This window comes from Bacterioplanoides pacificum, from assembly GCF_042648445.1.
Taxonomy (GTDB): domain Bacteria; phylum Pseudomonadota; class Gammaproteobacteria; order Pseudomonadales; family Oceanobacteraceae; genus Bacterioplanoides; species Bacterioplanoides pacificum.
In genome coordinates this window covers 431093-453313 of record NZ_JBHRYB010000001.1, presented here as the reverse complement: position 1 = coordinate 453313, position 22221 = coordinate 431093, and the positions used below count along the sequence as shown (strand labels likewise).

19 protein-coding genes are annotated in these 22221 nt (G+C 53.5%); 9 read left to right on the top strand and 10 right to left on the bottom strand.

The features are described from left to right. Positions 1–57 precede the first annotated feature (57 nt). Positions 58–591, top strand: a complete 534-nt coding sequence (gene ppa, locus ACFOMG_RS02050; RefSeq protein ID WP_376864439.1) for an inorganic diphosphatase — start codon at positions 58–60, stop codon at positions 589–591. 81 nt (positions 592–672) lie between these two features. Here the strand turns inward: ppa and ACFOMG_RS02045 are convergent, their stop codons facing one another. Further along, a complete protein-coding gene (locus tag ACFOMG_RS02045) occupies positions 673–1131 on the bottom strand; it encodes a PAS domain-containing protein (RefSeq protein ID WP_376864438.1) in 459 nt (152 codons plus the stop codon). A 182-nt stretch (positions 1132–1313) separates the two neighbouring features. Between ACFOMG_RS02045 and ACFOMG_RS02040 the strand changes: the two genes are divergently transcribed. The 3 genes from ACFOMG_RS02040 to ACFOMG_RS02030 are packed head-to-tail and all read left to right on the top strand — an operon-like array spanning position 1314 to position 5254. Continuing rightward, a complete protein-coding gene (locus tag ACFOMG_RS02040) occupies positions 1314–2246 on the top strand; it encodes a MerR family transcriptional regulator (protein ID WP_376864437.1) in 933 nt (310 codons plus the stop codon). Beyond that, positions 2243–3253, top strand: coding sequence for a methyltransferase (locus ACFOMG_RS02035; protein ID WP_376864436.1), 1011 nt, complete (start codon positions 2243–2245; stop codon positions 3251–3253). Before ACFOMG_RS02040 ends, ACFOMG_RS02035 begins: the two co-directional genes overlap by 4 nt. A gap of 9 nt (positions 3254–3262) precedes the next feature. Beyond that, a complete protein-coding gene (locus ACFOMG_RS02030) occupies positions 3263–5254 on the top strand; it encodes a TonB-dependent receptor plug domain-containing protein (protein WP_376864435.1) in 1992 nt (663 codons plus the stop codon). Here ACFOMG_RS02030 and ACFOMG_RS02025 read toward each other — a convergent pair. The 3 genes from ACFOMG_RS02025 to ACFOMG_RS02015 are packed head-to-tail and all read right to left on the bottom strand — an operon-like array spanning position 5248 to position 7701. Continuing rightward, positions 5248–6441, bottom strand: a complete 1194-nt coding sequence (locus ACFOMG_RS02025) for an MFS transporter (RefSeq protein WP_376864434.1) — start codon at positions 6439–6441, stop codon at positions 5248–5250. The two genes, ACFOMG_RS02030 and ACFOMG_RS02025, sit on opposite strands and share 7 nt — an antisense overlap. 12 nt (positions 6442–6453) lie before the next feature. After that, on the bottom strand, positions 6454–7245 hold the full coding sequence (gene speD, locus ACFOMG_RS02020) for an adenosylmethionine decarboxylase (protein WP_376864433.1): 792 nt from the start codon (positions 7243–7245) through the stop codon (positions 6454–6456). Between the two features lie 33 nt (positions 7246–7278). After that, positions 7279–7701 carry an OsmC family protein gene (locus ACFOMG_RS02015; protein WP_376864432.1) on the bottom strand — a complete coding sequence of 141 codons (423 nt, stop codon included), beginning with the start codon at positions 7699–7701 and terminating at the stop codon, positions 7279–7281. 212 nt (positions 7702–7913) lie between these two features. Here ACFOMG_RS02015 and crp point away from each other — a divergent pair, with 212 nt between their 5' ends. Continuing rightward, a complete protein-coding gene (gene crp / locus ACFOMG_RS02010; protein ID WP_376864431.1) occupies positions 7914–8552 on the top strand; it encodes a cAMP-activated global transcriptional regulator CRP in 639 nt (212 codons plus the stop codon). A gap of 117 nt (positions 8553–8669) precedes the next feature. Next, the gene (locus ACFOMG_RS02005) at positions 8670–10223 is read left to right on the top strand and encodes a DUF3369 domain-containing protein (protein ID WP_376864430.1); all 1554 of its coding nucleotides are present in this window, start codon (positions 8670–8672) and stop codon (positions 10221–10223) included. Positions 10224–10262: 39 nt separating this feature from the next. Here the strand turns inward: ACFOMG_RS02005 and ACFOMG_RS02000 are convergent, their stop codons facing one another. The 4 genes from ACFOMG_RS02000 to mpl are packed head-to-tail and all read right to left on the bottom strand — an operon-like array spanning position 10263 to position 15253. Further along, on the bottom strand, positions 10263–12776 hold the full coding sequence (locus ACFOMG_RS02000) for a thrombospondin type 3 repeat-containing protein (protein WP_376864429.1): 2514 nt from the start codon (positions 12774–12776) through the stop codon (positions 10263–10265). A 36-nt stretch (positions 12777–12812) separates the two neighbouring features. Next, positions 12813–13205 carry a hypothetical protein gene (locus ACFOMG_RS01995; RefSeq protein ID WP_376864428.1) on the bottom strand — a complete coding sequence of 131 codons (393 nt, stop codon included), beginning with the start codon at positions 13203–13205 and terminating at the stop codon, positions 12813–12815. Next, a complete protein-coding gene (locus tag ACFOMG_RS01990; RefSeq protein ID WP_376864427.1) occupies positions 13198–13821 on the bottom strand; it encodes a flavin prenyltransferase UbiX in 624 nt (207 codons plus the stop codon). The genes ACFOMG_RS01995 and ACFOMG_RS01990 overlap by 8 nt, the downstream gene beginning before the upstream one ends. After that, positions 13814–15253: a UDP-N-acetylmuramate:L-alanyl-gamma-D-glutamyl-meso-diaminopimelate ligase gene (gene mpl / locus ACFOMG_RS01985; protein ID WP_376864426.1), complete on the bottom strand. Its 1440-nt coding sequence runs from the start codon at positions 15251–15253 to the stop codon at positions 13814–13816. The genes ACFOMG_RS01990 and mpl overlap by 8 nt, the downstream gene beginning before the upstream one ends. A gap of 207 nt (positions 15254–15460) precedes the next feature. Here mpl and ACFOMG_RS01980 point away from each other — a divergent pair, with 207 nt between their 5' ends. Then, positions 15461–16429 carry a class 1 fructose-bisphosphatase gene (locus ACFOMG_RS01980; protein WP_376864425.1) on the top strand — a complete coding sequence of 323 codons (969 nt, stop codon included), beginning with the start codon at positions 15461–15463 and terminating at the stop codon, positions 16427–16429. A gap of 125 nt (positions 16430–16554) precedes the next feature. Here ACFOMG_RS01980 and ACFOMG_RS01975 read toward each other — a convergent pair whose 3' ends face one another. Beyond that, on the bottom strand, positions 16555–17913 hold the full coding sequence (locus ACFOMG_RS01975; protein ID WP_376864424.1) for a sigma-54-dependent transcriptional regulator: 1359 nt from the start codon (positions 17911–17913) through the stop codon (positions 16555–16557). After that, on the bottom strand, positions 17910–19763 hold the full coding sequence (locus ACFOMG_RS01970; protein WP_376864423.1) for a sensor histidine kinase: 1854 nt from the start codon (positions 19761–19763) through the stop codon (positions 17910–17912). The genes ACFOMG_RS01975 and ACFOMG_RS01970 overlap by 4 nt, the downstream gene beginning before the upstream one ends. 371 nt (positions 19764–20134) lie before the next feature. Here ACFOMG_RS01970 and ACFOMG_RS01965 point away from each other — a divergent pair, with 371 nt between their 5' ends. Both ACFOMG_RS01965 and ACFOMG_RS01960 read left to right on the top strand, forming a co-directional pair. Then, a complete protein-coding gene (locus ACFOMG_RS01965; RefSeq protein ID WP_376864422.1) occupies positions 20135–21118 on the top strand; it encodes a TRAP transporter substrate-binding protein in 984 nt (327 codons plus the stop codon). A 17-nt stretch (positions 21119–21135) separates the two neighbouring features. Next, positions 21136–22155 (top strand): porin, encoded by a 1020-nt coding sequence (locus ACFOMG_RS01960; protein ID WP_376864421.1) that lies wholly within the window; start codon positions 21136–21138, stop codon positions 22153–22155. Positions 22156–22221: the final 66 nt, after the last annotated feature.

The following is a 22221-nucleotide window of genomic DNA, read 5'->3' as shown; positions in this document are numbered from 1 at the left end:
AAGCCGCTATAATCGCGCCATTCAATTCTGTAAATGCACCATTAACTGGAAAATATTATGAGCTACAACTCGATTTCTGCCGGTAAAGACCTGCCAAACGACGTATACGTTGTGATTGAAATTCCTGCCAATCATTCTCCGATCAAATACGAAATCGACAAAGACATGGACTGCCTGATGGTTGACCGCTTTATGGCAACCCCTATGTTCTACCCGGCTAACTACGGCTATATCAACAACACCCTGGCTGATGACGGCGACCCGTTGGACGTACTGGTGATCACACCGTACCCGGTACAGCCAGGTTCTGTGATCCGTGCCCGTCCGGTCGGCGTACTGAACATGGAAGACGAAGCCGGTGAAGATGCCAAACTGGTAGCCGTGCCACACGAAAAACTGACTCAGCTGTACAATGATGTACAGGACGTCAACGACGTACCTGAGCTGTTACGTGAACAGATCAAACACTTCTTTGAGAACTACAAAGATCTGGAAAAAGGCAAGTGGGTTAAAGTACAGGGCTGGGGCAATGCTGATGACGCACGTCAGATGATCATTGATTCCGCCAAGGCTTACGAAGACGCTAAATAAGTTTCCGACAGCCAGCAAAAAGGAGCCTTATGGCTCCTTTTTTATTACCCAACAGCAAGCAACAGTGGCTGTGGTTCCGGATTACAACCCGGTTTTTGCTCTCAGTTCTGCCAGCTCAGCTTCCGCCCGTAACGCGCGCTTCTCAGCCTCAACCTGGCGGGTCACATCTTTCTGTACACCAATGTAATACATCAGCTGATCCTGCTCGTTGAACACCGGTGAAATACTTAATTCATTCCAGAACTGGCTACCGTCTTTACGGTAATTACGCAACACCACCCGACACGGCTGATTATTCGCCAGCGCCTCTTTTATTTCCGCCAGTCCCTGCTGATCGCGGTCACCGGCCTGTAAAAAACGACAATCCTGAAACAGAATTTCATCCTGCTGATAGCCGGTCAGCTGCTCAAAAGCACGGTTAGCGTAAATCAGAATATTGTCATCTCCTTCACGCTCAGCAATCACAATTCCGTCGTTCGACGCATCAATGGCTTTTTTCAGTAACTCCAGATCAATCGGCGTCGAATCATCATTCACCATGGTTCCTCCAGCGGGTATTAACAGGCAATTGTCTATTTATCAGCAGGCTTCAATGTACTACGCCTGAGCCGCCAGAGAAAGCACCACGTATAACCTGCGCATCGGTTTACGGTGTTAGTTTTTACATTGTGTATAACTGCTTATAGAATCCCCTTTGCATCATCAACGAGATACGATTCAGCATGGCGAGCTCCACCCCCGACAATCAGGCCGCTTATTATCCGATCCGCGTGGTCTCCAGCGAAACCGGAGTCAATGCCATTACGCTGCGAGCCTGGGAGCGACGTTACGGCCTGTTAACTCCGAAAAGAACCGCCAAAGGTCACCGACTCTACAGCGAAGCCGATATTCATCTGATCAAACAGGTGGTCAGCCTGCTCAACCGCGGCATCCCGATTTCACAGGCGCAGGCAATGCTGGATCGTAATACTGACCCGGCGTCTCAGGTGCTGAAACCGTCGGTCAGCGACCAGACCTCACAGTGGCAACATTACCGCGAAACTCTGCACCAGGCGTTGCGCGACTTTGACGAACGCGCCCTGAGCGACACCTTTGAAGACGTTGCACAGTTTTTTCCCATCGATATCGCACTGCGTTTTCTGCTGATCCCGATTTACCGCCAGCTGAAAGACGCCGCTCAGGAAGAACTGGGCCAGGCCCGGCTGCGGTTTTATGCCGCCTTTTTGCAAGCCCGGCTGGCAGTACGTCTGTATCAATACGAAGAACAACCCCTGGGTGAGACACAGCCGTCGGTCGCCATCGTCAACTTCAGTCACCAGGACGAAGTATCGCTGCTACTGATGGCAGTGCTGCTCAAACAACTGGGAATGCGGCCGGTGTATTTTAACGGCCTGATGACCCCGGCTCAGACCGCCGAGCTGATGATCCGGCAACAATGGCAGGCGGCGGTGGTACAGGTACCACGCACGCTCGAAGGCGGACAGCTGGAACAACTACAAAGCCTGGCGGTAGAAAGTGGCAAACCCGTGTTTGTCAGCAATCAAAGCGCCGCTGATAACGAACATCTGAAACGTGCCGGGCTGATTCCGCTGGGCGACGACGTGCAACAAGGAGCACTGAATATCCGCGATTTACTGAAAGGCTCGGGTTTATGAGTCAGGCCGTTTACGAATTATTACTGCGCCAGCCGGAGTTATTACAGCAGGCACTGATCCTAGGTAACGGCAAAGATCTGCCGGCAAACTGGGTACAGCAGCTGCAACAACATAACAGCCGCATCATTACCTGGGACTGGCAGACGTTTCTGCAATATCAGGCACTGAACGATGAGCAAAAACAGTTTGCTCTGCCACAACAACTGCAGTCCGCTGACTGGCAACCACAACGGGTTATCCTGCTGTGGCCCAAAGCCAAACAACTGGCCACCAGCCTGGTGCAACTGATCGGCTCTCAGTTCTCCGAATGTTACGCCGTGGCGGCCAATGACGCCGGCGGTAAAAGCATCGGTAAAGCCTGCGCCGCCTGGTGTGAGCACAGCGAAAAAACCGACAGTGCCCGGCGCTGCTCTCTGTGGCATCTGCAACTGAAATCTCAACCGCCACACAACTGGTTAACTCAGGCCGAATCGTTCAGCCATCAGCAGCACAGCTACCTGACCCTGCCCGGCGTATTCAGCCATGGCAAACTGGACACCGGCACCCGGGTACTGCTGGAATATCTGCCCGCGCCGGCAAGCGGCCGACTGCTGGATCTGGGCTGTGGCAGCGGTGTCATCGGCCTGAGCCTGAAACAACAGCAACCACAGCTGGATGTCACCCTGGCGGATGTGGATGCCTTTGCACTGCGCAGCGCTGAGCTGAACAGCCTGCGGCTGGGTCTGCAAACACACGTACAGGCCAGCGACGGTCTGCACGATATTGACGGCCGGTTCGACTTTATTATCAGTAACCCGCCCTTCCATCAGGGTAAAGATACCGACTACCGGTTTGCTGAAACTTTGTTCCGCCAGGCCCGCAACCACCTGGTCAGTGACGGCCAGTTATGGATTGTCGCCAACCGCCATCTGGCCTACGAAGAATGGGCACAGCACCATTTTCAGCAATGTGAGATGCTGGCCCAGCAAGATGGCTTTAAAATCATCTGCCTGAGTCAGCCCCGCTGAGGAGAGACTATGCGTGCAGGGATTGCAGGGCTACTGCTGCTGGGCTGCAGCCAGATCTTTGCCGCGGCGCAACCGGATCCCGGCTCTGCAGCTCAGGCCTACGTCGTACAACAATATCCGGCCAGTTATTTCCGTCACTGGCAACCACTGACGGCGCTGGATATGTTGCTGCGCGTGCCTGCCATCAGCCTGCAGCAAAACACCGACGGCCGTATTCAGGTGCAACTGCATGGCATGGACAGCAGTTACCTGGCAATTTTACTCGACGGCCAGCCACTGGCAGGCAATGGCCAGAACAACAACCGTGATCTGGCTCAGATTCCTGCCAGCTTGGTGCAACGGGTGGAAATCTATCCCAATGGCATTGCCGACCTGGACTCCCGCGGCGGCGCTGCCGGTACGATCAACCTGGTGTTATTACAACCACAGCCACATACGGCAACGGCGCGGGTCAGTCTTGGTGGTGAACCACTTAACAGCGCCATGAACCTGGCAGGCAGTCAGCCACTGGCCGGCGGTAAGGTGACCTTACTGGCGGATTTCCAGAAACGACGCCAGCAACTGAAAGGTGAAGACGAACAACAGGCCGGACTCGTGCCACTGACAATCAGTGACCGCTGGAAAAGCCATAATGCGGAAAACAGCGCCGGTTATTACCTGGCCTATAACCGCCCTGTCGGCGAGCAGCAGCAATTCAGCAGCAGCCTGATTTACCTGCAGGATGATCAGCAACAACGCAACGATAACCGCGACAGCAACAACCCGCTGGCAGCGATCCGCAGCCAGCAGCAGCGTTACGATACCCTGCGCCTGAAAGCCCGGGTCAGTGGCACTCTGGGCCACCGCCGCTGGCAGTCTTACCTGTTAACCGAACAGTTTAAACAGCGGGAAACTCTGCAGACAGGACGGCTGCAGCATCAGGCCCGCCGCTGGCAGCTGCAGGCCAGCCTGAATGAACAACAGGATGAACACCACTGGCACAGTGGTATCAGCCTGCGCCGTATGGAGCGGGATGTCAGCTCGCTGCTGTCCGGCTCTCTGACCAGTCTGCAATCTCTGGATTTCCATGTCTCAGAGAACAGTCTGAACTGGTATCTGCTCGATCGCTGGGACCTGACCAGCAACACCTGGTTTGAAGCGGGTTTTCGCATGGAAACCTACGAACTGCGACAAACCGATGAACAGGGCAATAAAATAACCGCCGTCACCGGCGACACCTTCTGGCTGCCCAGTTTTCATCTGAAGTATCGCTATGATGACGAATTACACCTCAGCGTCAGTGGCAGTCAAAGCGCCCGCCAGCCAGAGCTCAGCCGCCGGATCCCCTATGCCATCCGCCAGGGAGAGGTTGAACTGCGTGGCAACGGCAATCTGAACGCCGAACTGGTCAGCGCCCTGAACGGCCATATTGAATACCGCAGCCGCCATTTGCACGGCCAGTATGCCCACCTCAACCTGTTTCATCGCTCCATCAATAACGCCATTCTCAATGTGATCAGCCAGCAACCACAAACCAGTGGTAATCCACTGACGGTGGTTGAGCCACAAAACAGCGCAGTCGCCGGTGTTCAGCAAGGCGCCTTGCTCGACCTGGGCCAGCCTTTGTCACAGTCTGTCCGGGTCAATCTTGGGCTGGGAGTCTATCGGTCGTATTTACGCGCCAATGGTGAGCGTAACGGCCAGCGACTGCCAAATCAGCCGGCTTACAACCTCAGTCTCAGCCTCGACCGCACAGCCGGCAGCTGGCAATGGGGTGGTCAGTGGCGTTATCAGGGCCACAGTGAAGAGCCATACAGTAATTTTGACCGGCCTGACGATCGTCAGACCAGTTACCTGGGACATGCGCTGGATCTGTACCTGAGTTATCAACAACCCCGCTGGCAGGCCGGTTTAACCGCCCGCCAGCTGCTGAATGATGATCGGGAAATACGCACGGCAGAAACACGGGTGCGGTTTCATGCTGAGCCGGTGTGGCAGTTGTCTGTTTCCGGCCGTTACTGAGCAGACAGTGCCAGACGACCCGGTGTTACCCGCAGCAATAACACCAGCATTAACAGCAACAACGGAATACTGCTGAGCAACAGACCATGCCAGCCAAGCAATAACAACACCGAACCGGACGCCAGCGCTCCCAGTGCCTGGGCGGTAAACACCAGCATATCGTTCAGTCCCTGTACCCGGCTGGCTTCATGAGGCAGGTAGCAGCGGGTCAGCAGCGAAGTACCGGCAACAAACAGCAGATTCCAGCCCAGCCCCAGCAACACCAGTCCCAGCCAATAATGCACCAGCGTCTGATCCCACCAGGAAATCAATAACGTCAGCGAGTAAATGGCCACACCGGCAACAATCATCCACCACTCTCCCAGCCGGCGTATCAGCTGGCCGGAAATCAATGAGGGTAAAAACATGGCGGCAATGTGACTCTGAATCACCCACTTGGCATCGCTCAGCTCATAACCGTATTGCACCGTCATACTCAGCGGTGTGGCCGTCATGATGTACGCCATCAGACCATAGCCGCCGGCGGCGGCGGCCACGGCAAGCCACAGCACCGGTTGCGACAGTAACGTCGTCAGCGAGCGATGGTCTCCGTCATGGTATTCCTGCTGCAGCTGCAACGCTGGCAGTACCAGCCATAACACCAGCGTACTGACTAACAACAAACCACCTAACCCGGCAAATGCCCCGGCAAAACCCGCATCGCTCCAGAGCTGATCCAGCCGGGTCAGCTCCGGGCCAATAAATGCCGAGGCCAGACCGGCAAGCAATAAACGGGCGGCCACTACCGGCTTACGGTCAGCCGCAACCGCATCCATTGCAACAAAACGGGATTGCTGGGTAACCGCAATCAACACACCAAAAGCAACGGCTGCCAGACAAAACAGCCAGAAGTTATGTTGCTGAATCCCCCAGGCCGCCACCCCGCTGCCGGCCATGCCAATCACACCTGCCAGCAGAAATACCCGTTTACGTCCCCAGCGCTGAGCCAATCGGGCAGCGGGCATCGCACTGACCGCCGTACCAATAATCATCAGCGCCACCGGCAAGGTGGCAAAGCCCGGGTCCGGGTGCAATTGTTTGCCAACCAGGCCGCCGACAAACACCATCAGCGGAGCGGCACTGAGAGTCAGAGCCTGACTCAGCATCAGCCACCAGACGATGGCCGGACCATTTACTGTGGTACGCATCCGTTATCTCACTCAGGGCATATTGCGCGAATAAAAAATCTCCAGCATTTCTTTGCGGACTTTTTCTTCAACCGTTACCCGCTCCTGCTGGCTCATATTGCGCGACCCTTCACCAAACAGATAGTTATCCAGCTCAAAGTCCTTAAGAATCATTTTGGTATGGAAGGTGTTTTCCTGATACACGTTCACGTCAATCATCTGATACGCATTTTGCGTATCTTCGCTGAGGTAGTTCTGAATCGAGTTGATATCATGATCAATGTAGTGCTTCACCCCGTCCACATCGCGGGTAAAACCACGCACCCGGTAATCACAGGTAACGATGTCGGAATCAAAGCTGTGAATCAGATAGTTCAGTGCTTTCAGTGGCGAAATCAAACCACAGGTCGAAACATCAATATCCACCCGGAAAGTACTGATGCCGCCATGAGGATGGCTTTCCGGATAGGTGTGCACCGTGACATGACTTTTATCCAGATGCGCCACCACCGAATCTTTCAGCGGCCCCGGGGCTTCTTCCATCAATTCTTCATTCGGCGGCACTTCATGTTCCGCAATCAGAATAGTGACGCTGGCGCCCTGCGGATCATAATCCTGACGGGCAATGTTAAGTACGTTCGCACCAATAATATCGACAACATCGGTCAGAATTTTCGTCAGCCGTTCTGCGCTGTATAACTCATCGATGTATTCAATATATTCCTGACGCTCTTTTTCTGTCTGGGTGTAACAGATATCGTAAATATTAAAACTCAGAGACTTGGTCAGGTTATTGAAACCGTGCAGGCGTAACTTATTGTTCAATAGCTTAATCCTCGGGATAGGTCGCTGTTCTGATCAGTCGACTTCAACAATGGTATAACCGTGGGTGATCTCCACCCCTCCCTGCTCCAACATAATCGATGCCGAGCAATACTTTTCCGCCGATAACTTCACCGCCCGCTCAACCAGCGATTGCTTCAGGTTTTTACCACTCACCGTAAAGTTAACGTGAATACGGGTAAATACACTGGGAACAGCATCCGCACGTTCGGCTTCGATATCGGCCACACAATCCAGCACCTGCTGACGCTGTTTTGACAAAATACTCATCACATCGAAACTGGTACAACCACCCAGACCCAGCAATAACATTTCCATTGGCCGAACCCCCATGTTGCGCCCGCCGTGGTCTTCCGGACCGTCCATTACGACGGTATGACCACTGCCGGATTCACCCAGGAACATCACGTTATCGACCCATTTAATGGTTGCTTTCACTTGCCTTCTCCGGTGTATTGACTTTCTCGGTGTAAAGAGGGCGGAGGTTACCACAGGCGTTGTTTTGTCGAGAAGAAAAAACTCTCAGCCCGGGTTAAAAGCGCCATCTGGCTTACGCATTTGCGCCAGTATCCTGTTTCACACCGTCATGACTTCAACTTGCCTCTATAATCAGTGATAATCCCTGCTTCTTTTAGACCGGACGTCACACTATGAGCCTTCCTCCATTAATTCCGAAGCATCACGACCTGGAAGACTTTTTAAGCCAATGCCATCGTCGTCGCTACCCTGCCCGCAGCACGCTGATTTATGCCGGCGAAGAAAGCGACACCCTGTATTACCTGATCAAAGGGTCCGTCACTGTGTTTATTGAAGACAGCGACGGCCGTGAAATGATCATGGCGTACCTCAATGAAGGGGATTTTTTTGGTGAGATGGGGCTGTTCGACGAGCAACAGAAAGAACGCACCGCCTGGGTAAAAGCCAAAACCGAATGTGAAGTCGCCGAGATCAGCTACGACAAATTTCAGGAACTGGCGAAACAGGACCCACAACTGATTTTCCGCATCTTCCGTCAGATGGCGGAGCGTCTGGGCCGCACCACCCGTAAAGCCGGCGACCTGGCGTTCCTCGACGTGACCGGCCGGGTAGCACGTACCTTGTTGGATCTGAGCAAAGAACCCGATGCCATGACCCACCCCGACGGCATGCAGATCAAAATTACGCGCCAGGAAATCGGCCGTATCGTCGGCTGCTCGCGCGAAATGGTTGGCCGGGTGCTGAAAGATCTGGAAGAACAGGGCCTGGTTTCCGTGAAAGGCAAAACCATGGTGGTATTCGGTACCCGTTAACCTGCGGTTACCAATCTGTCACACGAATATCACCTCTGCGTCTCCCGCTTTGCCGTGCCTGAACTAAACTCAGAAATGAGCACTTTAGGCGACAGGCTATTTACCGGAGCTTTTTGTATGACCAATGACTTCCTCTTTGCCGATGATGACGTAAGCAGCGAAGAGACCGACAGCAACACTCAGGAAGCGCCCCACTGGCGGGTTCTGGTGGCTGATGACGAGCCCGATGTGCATCGCATCACCCGCATGGTGCTGACCGGTTTTCAGTTTGACGGCCGGCGGGTAGAACTGGTCAGTGCGTATTCCGGCGAAGAAGCCAAACAAATCATGGCCGAAAATGAAGACATCGCCATGGCGCTGCTGGATGTGGTGATGGAAGAGGATCATGCCGGGCTGGAAGTCGCCCGTTATATCCGTGAAGACCTGCGCAACCGTTACACCCGTATCGTGTTGCGTACCGGCCAGCCGGGTCAGGCTCCGGAACAGGAAGTCATCCGCACTTACGATATTAACGACTACAAAGACAAAACCGAGCTGACCACCACCAAGCTCAACACCCTGATGTACGCCACGCTGCGCAGTTATCGTGATATCTGCACCCTGAACGAACACCGCAAAGGGCTGGAGCGGGTGATTCGCGCCTCCGCCGAGGTGTTCAGTGCCGGGGAGATCAGTGGGTTTGCCTCCGCCGTACTGAGCCAGGTCACCAACCTGCTGGGCCTGCAGCAAACCGCTCTGTATTGCTCCAGCAGCAGTCGCTACGACAAATTACACATCAGCGATAAACGTTTCCGGGTGCTGGCCGCCACCGGTGAAATGCAGGAATTTTCCGATATGGAGTCGTTTGATTCGATTCCGGACTATATCCGTGACGGTTTCGAGCAGGCGATGCAACAGCAAAGCAGCCAGTATTACGAAAACTACTACATCGGCTATTTCGCTTCCGAACGCGGCAGTGAAAGCCTGCTCTACGTGAAATACCACCGCGAGCCATCAGCGCTGGATAAACAGTTGCTGGAGATATACGCCACTAATGTCGCCATCACCTATGAAAACCTGCTGATGCGCGAAGACATTCTCGAAACTCAGCGTGAGCTGGTTTATATGCTCGGCGAAGCGGTGGAACGCCGCTCCCAGGAAACCGGCGCACACGTTAAGCGGGTGGCTAAAATCTCTCAGTTATTAGCACTGGCGTATGGCTTGTCGGCAGAAGAAGCCGAACTGGTGAAACTGGCGTCACCATTACATGACATCGGCAAGGTGGCCATTCCCGATCTGATTCTTAATAAACCGGGAAAACACACGGCCGAAGAATGGGCCATCATGAAAACCCATGCCGGTATCGGCCAGGAAATTCTGGAAAAATCCGAACGTAAAATCCTCAAACTGGGTGCCATTATCGCCGGCCAGCACCACGAACGCTGGGACGGCAGTGGTTATCCGAACGGCCTGCAGGGTGAGCAGATTCATATTGCCGGACGCATTACCGCCCTGGCTGATGTTTTTGACGCACTGGGCAGTAAACGCTGCTACAAAGAGCCCTGGCCGCTGGCGGAGATTGTTACCCTGATTCGCTCAGAATCGGGCAAACATTTCGACCCCCAGCTGGTCGAGCTGTTACTGGCCGACATCGACGAGTTTGCTGCAATCCGCCAGCAGTTCCCGGACTGATAACCGTCAGTCCGGCTGCTTGCTCAGCAAGGCCACGCCTCAGGGAAGCGGCACCTCAGCCCGGTTACCGGCCTGATCTTCCACCACCAGCGTCCAGTGTTTGCTGTTATCACGCGCCGGACAATACACCCGGATATGGCTGCCATATACCAGCTGGCCGTCACAGCGCTGGCCAGCGTCCCCCTGCAGCCATACGGCGGCAATCCCCATCCCATCATCAAACGCCATGGCGCTGGCGACCAAACGGTCCTCTTCACGCCACTTCAGTTGCTCCACCACCGGTGGCTGATGATCCGGAAAACTGCGGATTGACCATTCATCGGTACCTTCAGCACGCTCGACCTGGTTGCTGTAACCATCACCATCGCGGTCGTCATCACCATTATCGCCAATGCCATCACCGTCCAGGTCAGCCCATTCCCGGCCATCATCAGGGAATACATCCTGCGAATTGATATGGCCATCACCGTCACGGTCATTATCCAGCGCATCCGGAATACCGTCGCCATCGAGGTCAGGCGGGACGGAAGCCGCATTCCGTGGATCAGTACCAAGCTGGGTTTCATAACGGTTGCTGATGCCATCGCCGTCAATATCGTCATCGCTGTTATCGCCGACACCATCAGCATCCAGATCGGCCCACTCACTGACATCCCGTGGGAAGGCATCTTTGTTGTTTGCCACGCCATCGCCATCCAGATCGGCATCTAAGGCATCCGGGATATCATCCTGGTCCAGGTCCGGCGGCGTGGAGGTGGCATCCAGCGGGTCAAACCCCAGCCGGGTTTCGTGCACATTACTGATGCGGTCGCCATCGATATCCAGATCACTGTTATCGCCGATACCGTCCTGATCCAGGTCATGCCACTCACTGGCATCATGTACAAAAGCATCATCGGCATTCAGATAACCATCACCGTCGATGTCGTCATCGATCAGGTCAGGAATACGGTCACCATCCAGATCGGCCGGAACGGAGCGGGCATCCGCCGGGTCCGTTCCGGCACGCAGCTCGTAGTCATTAATGATGCCGTCACCATCCCGGTCCGGATCACTGTTGTCACCAATGCCGTCGTTATCAAGGTCGTGCCACTCACGGCCATCGCGCGGAAACTGGTCCATCGCATTACCGATGGTATCGCCATCCAGGTCGCTATCCAGAGCATCCGGAATACCGTCACCATCCAGATCCGCCGGCACACTGTTGGCATTCAGCGGGTTAAAACCCAGCCGCATTTCATAGTGATTATTGATCCCGTCGTTATCACCATCAGGGTCGGCATTGTCGCCCACACCGTCGCCGTCAAAATCCAGCCATTCACTACCGTCACGCGGGAAAACATCCTGCACGTTCACGACACCATCACCGTCAATATCCTCATCGACCACATCGGCAATACCATCCTGGTCCAGATCCGCCGGTACACTCAGGGCATCACGATCATCGCTGCCGGCCTGAATTTCCACCTCATTACGGAAACCATCACCATCACGGTCATCATCGGCGTTATCCCCCAGGCCGTCGTTATCGGTATCCAGCCACTCGGCCGCATCATCCGGAAACACATCGACGGCATTGTCAAAACCGTCACCATCCCGGTCACTGTCAAAGGCATCCGGCATCGAGTCGCCATCACTGTCCTGGGGCTGACTGTCGGCTTTCAGCGGGTCTGTGCCCATGTGTAATTCGAACACGTTCGGAACACCATCGCCGTCGGCATCAACATCGCGGTTATCCGGAATGCCATCACCATCGGTATCGGCCCAGTCATGGCCATCGTCGGGATACAGATCAGCCTCATCGGGTACACCATCACCGTCCCGGTCATCGTCCAGTTCATCCGGCAAGCCGTCGCCATCCAGATCCGCCGGTACCGATGCCGCGTCTTTCGGATCAGTGCCCAGCGCTTCTTCACGGTGATTCTCGATACCATCGTTGTCCCAGTCCGGATCTTCGTTATCCCCCAGGCCATCGCCATCCAGATCCGACCACTCCGTATCATCCAGCGGGAACACATCATCACGATTCAGATAACCATCGTTATCCATATCGTCATCGAGCAGATCCGGCCAGCCATCGCCATCACTGTCGACCGGTGTTTCACTGCTATCCGCCGGATCGTAATCCAGCTGTTGCTCCAGGTCGTTACGAATGCCGTCACCATCAAGATCCTGGTCCTGATTATCACCCACACCATCACCGTCGGTATCCAGCCACTCGCCGGCATCCAGCGGAAAATCATCGCGCCGGTTCGCCACCCCATCGTTGTCGATGTCGTTATCCAGTGAATCCGGAACACCATCGTTATCGCTGTCGCGCTGGTCTGCCACATCCGGATTGGTGCCTGCGGCTTTTTCCAGGAAATTCGACAAACCGTCGCCGTCGCGATCAGTGTCCAGGTGGTCGGCGATACCATCGCCATCAAGATCCTTAATGTCGGCCTGCACAGGCAGAGCTGGCAGCGCCAGCAGCAACACGCCACTGAACACAGCACCGCACAATCGGCGGTGCGGCGCAGACAAAGGTAAAAAACGGGTATAAACAGCAGGCATGAGAATTCTTTTTGTCGTTGTTATTATTGGCCGCAATTATTTTGCGGCACTGGGTTCCGCTTGTTTTTTCAGATAATTTTCTTCTGCCTCGGTTTTAGCAAAACCGTAACGGCACTGAATTGGCCGGTTTTTTTTATCCACCAGAATACCGGCCACTGCATTACCGTTGGTGGGCCGTACCAGCAGATAATCGTTGGCGCAGAACGCTTCTTTACCGGACGATTTTTCAGACACCTTAACGTCGGCGTCGGTTTGCAGCGACAACAACCGGAACTCATCAATGGTGGCTTTATCGGTTTCACTCGGATGTTTGATGTAGCCGTACATTTCCAGCGTAATCACTGCCACCACCAGGCCGATCATAAATCCCAGTCCAACCCATTTCACCAGATCGGGTTGCTGTACGTCGACATTGTGTTGTTCAGTCATGTTGTTCCTCATGGTCTTTCCCCCAGGCAGGCATCAGCTGCTGGGAAATATTCAGTTGATTTAAAATTCTTGCCACCACGAAGTCGATTAATGCTTCGATATTTTGTGGCTGGTGATAAAAGCCCGGCGACGCCGGTAAAATCACTGCGCCCAGCCGTGTCAGGGTTAACATATTCTGCAGATGAATTTCCGAATACGGCGTCTCGCGCGGAACCAGAATCAGCTTACGCCGCTCCTTCAGCGCTACATCTGCGGCGCGCTCAATCAGATTATTACTGGCACCACAGGCAACCGCTGATAACGTGCCGGTACTGCACGGACAAATCACCACCGGACCCGGCTGACCGGAACCTGACGCCCAGGGCGCCAGCCAGTCTTCGCGGCCAAAGGCACGGATTAACTCGCCGTCGACATTAAAATGTTGCGCCAGAAACTGAGCCTGAGCCTGGGGTTTGGCCGGCAATGCCAGATTAATTTCGGTGGCAAACACCAGCTGTGCCGCTTTCGAAACAATCACATCGACAGCCTTGCCGCCCTTAACCAGCACCTCGATCAGACGCAGGGCGTACAACGAACCGGATGCGCCGGTAATGGCCACACAAATGCGTTCAGACATCGGCAAACTCCTGCTCAAGGTCCTGCAGCAATAAACGGGGTAACCCCGCAAAACTGCCGTTCGACATCACCACAATACGATCACCGGGTTGTGCCTCTGCAATAACGGCGGCACGTAAGGCGTCAAGCTGATCATAACTGCTGGCGCCAACCTCACACTGAGCCACCACCTCAGCCAGTGACCAGTCGATATTGCCAGGCTGGAACCAGAATGCCATATCCGCTGCCGCAACCGACTGCGCCAGCTCATGTTTATGCACTCCCAGCTTCATGGTATTGGAGCGTGGCTCCAGTACCGCCAGAATGCGCCCTTGCCCACCCTCAGCCAGCAACCGCGCCCGGGCACCTGCCAGCGTCGTGGCAATTGCCGTCGGGTGGTGAGCAAAGTCATCAAACAACTGGATACCCGCAACGTCACCGACCTTTTCCATCCGTCGTTTCACCGATACAAACTCACCCAGAGCGGCGGCGGCGATATCCGGGGTGACACCCATATGACGGGCAGCAATCATCGCAGCAATGGCATTGGAAACATTATGCAGGCCGCTCAGTTGCCAGCTTACCGTCGCCTCGATGCCATCTGCCAGCAGGCTGAAACGCGATGCATCCGCAGCATCCAGCCGCCACTGCCAGTCACACTCAGGCGCTGCCGATGGCGCTTCTGTCAAGCCGTCAGCAGCGCGGGCAAAACGCTGTACCGGTGTCCAGCAACCCTGTTCCAGTACCCGCTCCAGCGCCTCTTCACCGGCCGGCAACACCAACAAACCATTGGCTGGCACGGTACGGATCAGATGATGGAACTGGCGTTCAATGGCCGCCAGATCCGGGAAAATATCGGCGTGATCAAATTCCAGATTATTCAGAATCAGCGTACGCGGCTGGTAATGGACAAATTTGGAACGTTTATCAAAAAAGGCGGTGTCGTATTCGTCGGCTTCAATAACAAAAAACGGCGAGTTATGAGGGAGTCGTGCAGACACGTCAAAATTCTGTGGCACGCCACCAATCAGAAAGCCAGGTGCACCATCGCCCAGCTTCTGGGTCCGGTGCGCGTATTCAAGAATCCAGGCTAACATGCTGGCGGTAGTGGTTTTGCCATGGGTACCGGATACCGCCGCCACCCATTTGCCACGCAACACGTATTGTCCCAGCCATTGTGGCCCGGACATATACGCAATTCCCCGTTCCAGCACATACTCCACCGACGCATTGCCACGTGCCATGGCATTACCAATGATCACCAGATCAACATCGGCAGGAATGCCCTGCGGATCAAAGCCTTCGGTAAGTTCGATGCCAGCCGCCTGCAACTGATCACTCATCGGCGGATAAACACCGGCATCCGATCCGGAAACTTCGTGCCCCTGAGCTTTTGCCAGTTGTGCCAGAGAACCCATAAAGGTGCCGCAGATGCCGAGAATATGAAGGCGCATGGTACTGATAACCCTGTACTGGTACGTATGTGGTAATGCTGAATCAGGCGCTAGTGTACTGACATCTTTGTCTGCGCCCAAGCGCTGAAAGATGACTTTCGTGTGCCCGACACAGGGTTTGACGCAAATGGCGGCGAATTCCTGAGCGATTTCCGGTATGATGCGCGCAATTTTGTATTCTGCTAAAGATCGTGAGGATAATCCCCTATGCAACGCCTGAGGACTTTTCTGGACCACCACTGCGACAATGAAGCCGTTACCGATATCATCGACGGCTTGATGGTGGCCTGTAAGGACATCACTCATCAGCTGCATCTGGGATCTCTGGCCGGTATTCTCGGCAGCGCCGAACAGGAAAACGTTCAGGGCGAATGCCAGAAAAAACTGGATGTTATTTCCAACGACCTGATCAAAGACACGCTGGCGAACATCGATGCCGTTAAAGGCATCGCCAGTGAGGAAGAAGACGAACCAGTGGCCTGTAATGCCAACGGTGATTACCTGGTACTGTTCGACCCACTCGACGGTTCTTCCAACATCGACGTAAACGTCACCGTTGGCACCATCTTCTCTATCCTGAAAGCCGCACCTGGCAGCGATGCCGCCAGCCAACAAGCTTACCTGCAGGCCGGTACCGAGCAGGTGGCCGCCGGTTATGTGCTGTACGGCCCATCGACTCTGCTGGTATTAACCGTGGGCAAAGGAGTGTTTTCCTTTACTCTGGACCCACGTGACGGTGAATTTTTCCTGCAACGTGAAAATATTCAGATCCCGGCTCAGACTCAGGAATTCGCCATCAATATGTCGAACCAGCGTTTCTGGCTGCCACAAATGCAGAACTACGTCGGCGACTTATTACAGGGCGAAGAAGGACCATTAGGCAAGCGCTACAACATGCGCTGGATTGCTTCCATGGTGGCCGAGATTCACCGCATCCTGACCCGTGGCGGCATCTTTATGTACCCTTACGACAACCGCGATCCAAGCAAACCAGGCAAGCTGCGGTTAATGTACGAAGGCAACCCGATGAGCATGCTGGTTGAACAGGCCGGTGGTAAAGCTTCAACCGCATTTGAAAATATTATGTCGGTTCAGCCGGAAGGTATTCATCAGCGGGTATCGGTCGTGATGGGCTCTGCTGACGAAGTCGCAACCGCCGAAAAATACCACGCCTGAGCCTGACAACCAGACGTGTATAAATAAAAAAGCCAGGGACTGCCCTGGCTTTAGCAACAGAATACCCAGCGTACCGACGGTACTGACCGCACCGGCAGCAAACGATAATGGATAACCAGCCGCGATTACTCCGCAACACCGGGGTTTTTAAATACCTGTTTATCAATACCGTATTTTTTCATCTTTTCGTATAACGTCTTACGCCCCAGTCCCATCTCCTGCTGAGCTTCTTTCAGCCGCCCCTGGTGCCGGGTTAATACTTCACGAATCAACATTTCTTCATAGCGGCTGACCTGCTCTGCCAGAGTAATGGCGTTACCACCGGAGGCATCCTGATGTAACCCGGCAAATGCCCGCTCACTGCCAAGCAGCACGGTACATTCCGCCAGATTCCTCAGTTCGCGGACATTGCCGGGCCAGTCATGGCTGAGCAACTGCTGACGCTGAGAGGCAGTCAATGGAGGTACTTCTGAACCATAACGATTAGCAGCCAGCCAGACGAAATGTTCAAACAGCAGCGGAATATCCTCACGCCGGTTACGCAATGCCGGAATGTGAACCTGCACCACATTCAGGCGATAATACAGATCAAGGCGAAACTCGCCGTTATCACTGAGTTGCTTCAGGTCTTTTTTGGTCGCGGCAATGATGCGGATATTCAGCGGGATTTGCTGATTCCCCCCTAAAGGTTCAACTTTACGTTCCTCCAGTACGCGCAACATTTTTATCTGCAACGCCATTGGCATACTTTCTATCTCGTCGAGAAACAGAATGCCGCCATCCGCATGTTCAAACTTACCGACCCGTTTTTTTCCGGCACCGGTAAAAGCGCCTGCTTCATGGCCGAATAATTCACTTTCGATCAGAGACTCAGGAATGGCGCCACAATTAATCGCCACAAACGCTTTATCACTGCGGTTACTGTGAGCATGTAAATAGCGGGCCACCAGCTCTTTACCACAACCGGTATCCCCCTGAATCAGAATGTCCGCCGGCGTATCTTTAATATGATCCAGCGTATCACGCAGCTGTTTCATATCCGCGTGATTACCGATAATCCGTGGCCCCGGGTGACTCTGTGCCTGAACTTCACGCCGCAGCTGGCGATTTTCCAGTGTTAATAATCGTTTCTCCCGGGCACGCCGGATGGTTTCCAGCAACTGTTCGGTAGAAAATGGTTTTTCCAGGAAGTCGTAAGCTCCCAATCGCATCGACTCAACGGCCAGCGAAATATCACCATGACCGGTGAGCATAATGACCGGCAAATCGCTGTCGATGTGTTTGATCGCGGTTAATAATTCAATGCCATCCATCTCCGGCATATTAATATCGGTCACGACCACACCCGGCCAGTCCGGCTGAATAGTCTGCAAAGCCTCGCGCCCATGACAGGCGGTCAGTGCGGTGATTTCTTCAATCTCCAGCGTCTGGCTCAGCGAGTGGCGGACAACATCTTCGTCATCAACAATAAGAACCTGTGTCATCCGTTTTCTCTCCGCTGTTCTGCCGTGGGCAGGGTTAATACAAAGACCGTTTTTGCCGCGCTATCCGGCTCACTTTCTTCTTCCGGCGCCTCTTCCAGCAGCAGAGACCCGCCAAGCGTTTCGACAATACGCCGGGATAACGCCAGGCCAATACCTAAGCCACTGCTTTTGGTGGTATAAAAAGGCTCAAATATCTTTTCCCGTAAATCAGCAGCAATCCCAGGGCCAGAATCCCGCACCCGGATATGCGCCAACCCTGCTTCAGTGGTCACCCGGATCCGGATATTCGCCTGCGACTGTCCCTGCATGGCTTCTGCGGCATTGGTTAACAGATTCACCAGTACCTGCTGAATCTGTACCGGCTCGGCGTACACCTGCAAACCGGCAGGACCCGGGTCAATATCGACACGGATCGCCGACTTTTTCAGCAACGGGTTCATAATCAGCATCACCCCGTTGATAATTTCCTGCCAGTCCGTCATACGCGGTTCCGGCGGTGTGCGCCGGGAAAATACTTTCAGGCGTGACACGATGCCCTGCATGGTCTGGAGAATCTGATGCATCTGCGCCAGGTTATTGTCCACCAGCTCAGTTTTTCCTTTAGTCATCAGCCGCTGGCTGTTTTCAACATAGGTCTGTAACGCCAGTAACGGCTGATTAAGCTCGTGATTAATACCCGCCGACATCTCCCCTAACACGGCCAGTTTGGCTGCCTGAATCAGCTGCCCCTGGGTTTCCTGTAACTCACGCTGGCTGCGGCGGTAATGATCTACCAGCTCCTGTAATTCATCATTGGATTGCACCAGTTCTGCGGTGAGTTCCGTCACCCGGCGTTCCAGTTCCTGATTCATCCCTTCAACATGTTTCTGGACCTCGGCACGTTTGCGCCAATACATCCACAGCAGCAGCAACACCCCGATAAAGAGGGTGTAATAAAAACAAAACAACAGAATCTGCTGATACAGTTTGGATAACGGTGACACCGCCATCACATGCCAGCCGGCTTCTCTGACCACAGCACGACGCACCAGATAACGCTGTGTCAGGCCCCGTTTATTCAGATAAATATAGGCACCTTCAAACGCCGTAGCCGGTTGGTTATTTCCCACTGCACTCAGGCTGGTAATACCGTAACGCTGGGCCTGAATTAATACGTGGCGCTGGCGGTCCGGCATCGGATATAGCGTACGACGACGCCATTCAGCATCGCTGGCCGCAATAATAACGCCGTCATAACCAACAATTAAAAAACCGGCCTTGTGACCTTCTAACTGCCTAAATGCCTGAGTTAACGCTAATTTAACCACCGCAACGCCTACGACATCTCCCTGCTGCATTACAGGAGCTGCAAAAAAATACCCGGGCCGTCCGGTGTTCATACCGTAAGCAAAATAACGGGCTGTCTGGCCTGCGGCGGCCTGCTGAAAATAGGGCCGGAAACTCAGATCATTAGCCATCAGGGTATCGGCGGTGGCACTGTTGCTGGTTGCAATAACCCGGCCCTGATTATTGATAACATAAATAAATTCAGCATTCAGGTTCACAGCCATACGCTGCAGAAAGCGGCTGAGGGATGGCGTCTGCAACGCATTACGGCTTAATGCCTGCCTGACACTATTCAGCTCAGCGACCGATTCGGCAATGTTCTGGTAGGGTCTGAGGTATTTATCCAGACGATCGGCCATCATCAGGGCTTCGCCTTCCATCTCACTGAGAATATCCTGCTCAGCAACCCGGTAAGCCATCAGACTGACAATCACCAATCCCACCACCCAGAGCAACGCCAGCCAGAACCAGAAGCGGGGTAATTCCGTGCTTTGTGTTATCGCTACTGCTGTGTCTTCTGACATTATTTTTCCACCAGGGGTAAAGAACACCCCACCACCCCACAACAATGTTTCATATCCCACCCATTTTCCGTTTTCTGTCCGGCTAACTGACAGATAAGTGCAACGTGAACCGCGCCCTCCGGCCACCCGACCAAAGTCAGAGAAGAGTAATTGTGGAGACTGCCGTTGCGCTTGCGTTATATCAACACGATGACCGATAACCAGCAGCGAAAATAGCATTTTAGCCCAGCCAAAGTGATTCACAGCAGGGAAATAACGTATTCGCAGGAAGAAGCCGGATAAGGCCACTAAACTCTGATACCGGGCTGTTGGCATATCGCTTGCTCAACCGGATAAAAACTCTAACGCTAAAAACAACAAAGGATCCGCTCATGAGAAGGTTAGCTGCGATAATCATCGCAACGCTGAGCGCCAGCTGGCTGACACCGATACACGCCGCCCCGATTGAAATTAAATTTTCCCATGTGGTCGCCGAAAACACTCCGAAAGGGAAAATGGCCATCCGCTTTCAGCAACTGGTTGAACAGCGCCTGGCTGGAAAAGTGACCGTCAGAATTTACCCGAACTCACAATTATTCACCGACGCGAAAGTCTTGCAGGCGATGCAACTGGGTGATGTGGAAATGGCCGCACCGTCGTTGTCCAAGTTTCAGAAATACACCAGCAAGCTACAGATTTTTGACTTGCCGTTTTTATTTAAAGATATACAGGCGGTGGAAAAGTTTCAGAACAGCAAAGCCGGTAAAGAGTTACTGAAATCGCTGGAACGTAAAATGCTGGTAGGTCTGGGATACCTGCACAACGGCATGAAACAGATGTCTGGTTACCAGCCGGTACGCACCCCGGCGGATATTGCCGGCAAAAAATACCGCATTATGGCCTCTGATGTATTACAGGCTCAGTTCGAAGCGGTAAACGCTATTCCGTTAAAAAAACCGTTTTCAGAAGTATTTACCCTGCTACAGACCCGTGCCATTGATGGCCAGGAAAACACCTGGTCAAACACTTACTCTAAAAAATTCTTTGAAGTACAACCCTACATCACCGCAACCAACCACGGTGTGCTTGACTACCTGGTCGTGACATCAGCCGAGTTCTGGTACGGACTGCCGCAGGATATTCGTCTGAAGCTGCAACAAGCCCTGGATGAAGCCATTATTTACGGCAATCAGATCGCTGCGGAAAAATCCGTTGATGATCGCCAGAAAATTATCGATTCCGGCAAAAGCCAGGTCATCGACATCAGCGAAGCCGAACGGCAGCAGTGGGTCGATGCAATGCGTCCTGTGTGGAAACGTTTTGAAAATGAAATCGGTGCAGACCTGATCCAGGCAGCCATCGAAGCTAACCAATAATTAACAGGCAAAATAGTATGAAAAAAACACTGATTAGCGGCATCGTTCTGACAACGTTATGCGCCACCGCACAGGCAGAAAACCCGGTTAATACCGACGTGTATGGCTCCTTACGTATTGGTCTCGATCATATCGGTGCCAACAGTAATGACGATGGCCTGAATGGCCGTGATTTCTTAAGTCGGGTTGGTATAAAAGCCAATCAACAACTGAGCGATACACTGCAGGTCACCGGTCAACTGGAATACGGCATGGATGCAGACATCAAACAGAAAAACGAACCACGGTTACGGCTTGCCAATGTTGGTGTTAAAGGTAACTTCGGTGCCGTTTATTACGGGTCACAAACCACCCTGTGGCATAAGCTGGTACGTGGCGCTTATTTTTCTGATGGTAACGATTCCTTACGCCAGGGCGCTATCCGCGATGACGATCTGATTCAGTATTATTATCAGCAGGGCGGACTGTTACTGGCAGCCGGTCTGCAGGCAGAAGAACGAGATGGCGACGACATTGATCAGTATATGGCTGGTGCCGAATACCAGCTGGGTGCGCTGAAACTGCAGGCGGCATACTCCAAAGATAACCGGGGAAATAATAAAGGCGACCTGCTCGGTGCCCGTATCTGGTATAAAATTAATGATGCATTCACCCTGTCAGCGCTGAGCCATCAGGCCAGCAAAGATTACGACCTGTACAGTGGCAACTCATCTGGCGATGTTAAGACCGACAGCGTGAAAGCGGTCAGCAGTTGCAGCGCAGAGAAACGTGCTACGCATGCGTTGTACGCTCAATATCGTTTCGGCGCTAACATGCTGCACAGTCGTTACGCGATTAATCAATGTGACGACGCGGGCGACGCTGACTCAGTGAAAGTCGAATACGTACGTTTTATCAGCAAAAAATTCCGCACCTGGTTGTCCTACGAATACATCACTCAGGATGATGATCGCTTGGAAGTGGCTAGCGCCGGAACAGCCAAAGCGTCAGAAGAAAATATCTCAGCAATCCAGCTGGGTGCCCGTTTCGACTTCTGATAATCCGGGCATCCGGATAACCCAAAAGTTATCCGGATGCCCACTAACGAGCTGGTTAATAAACCA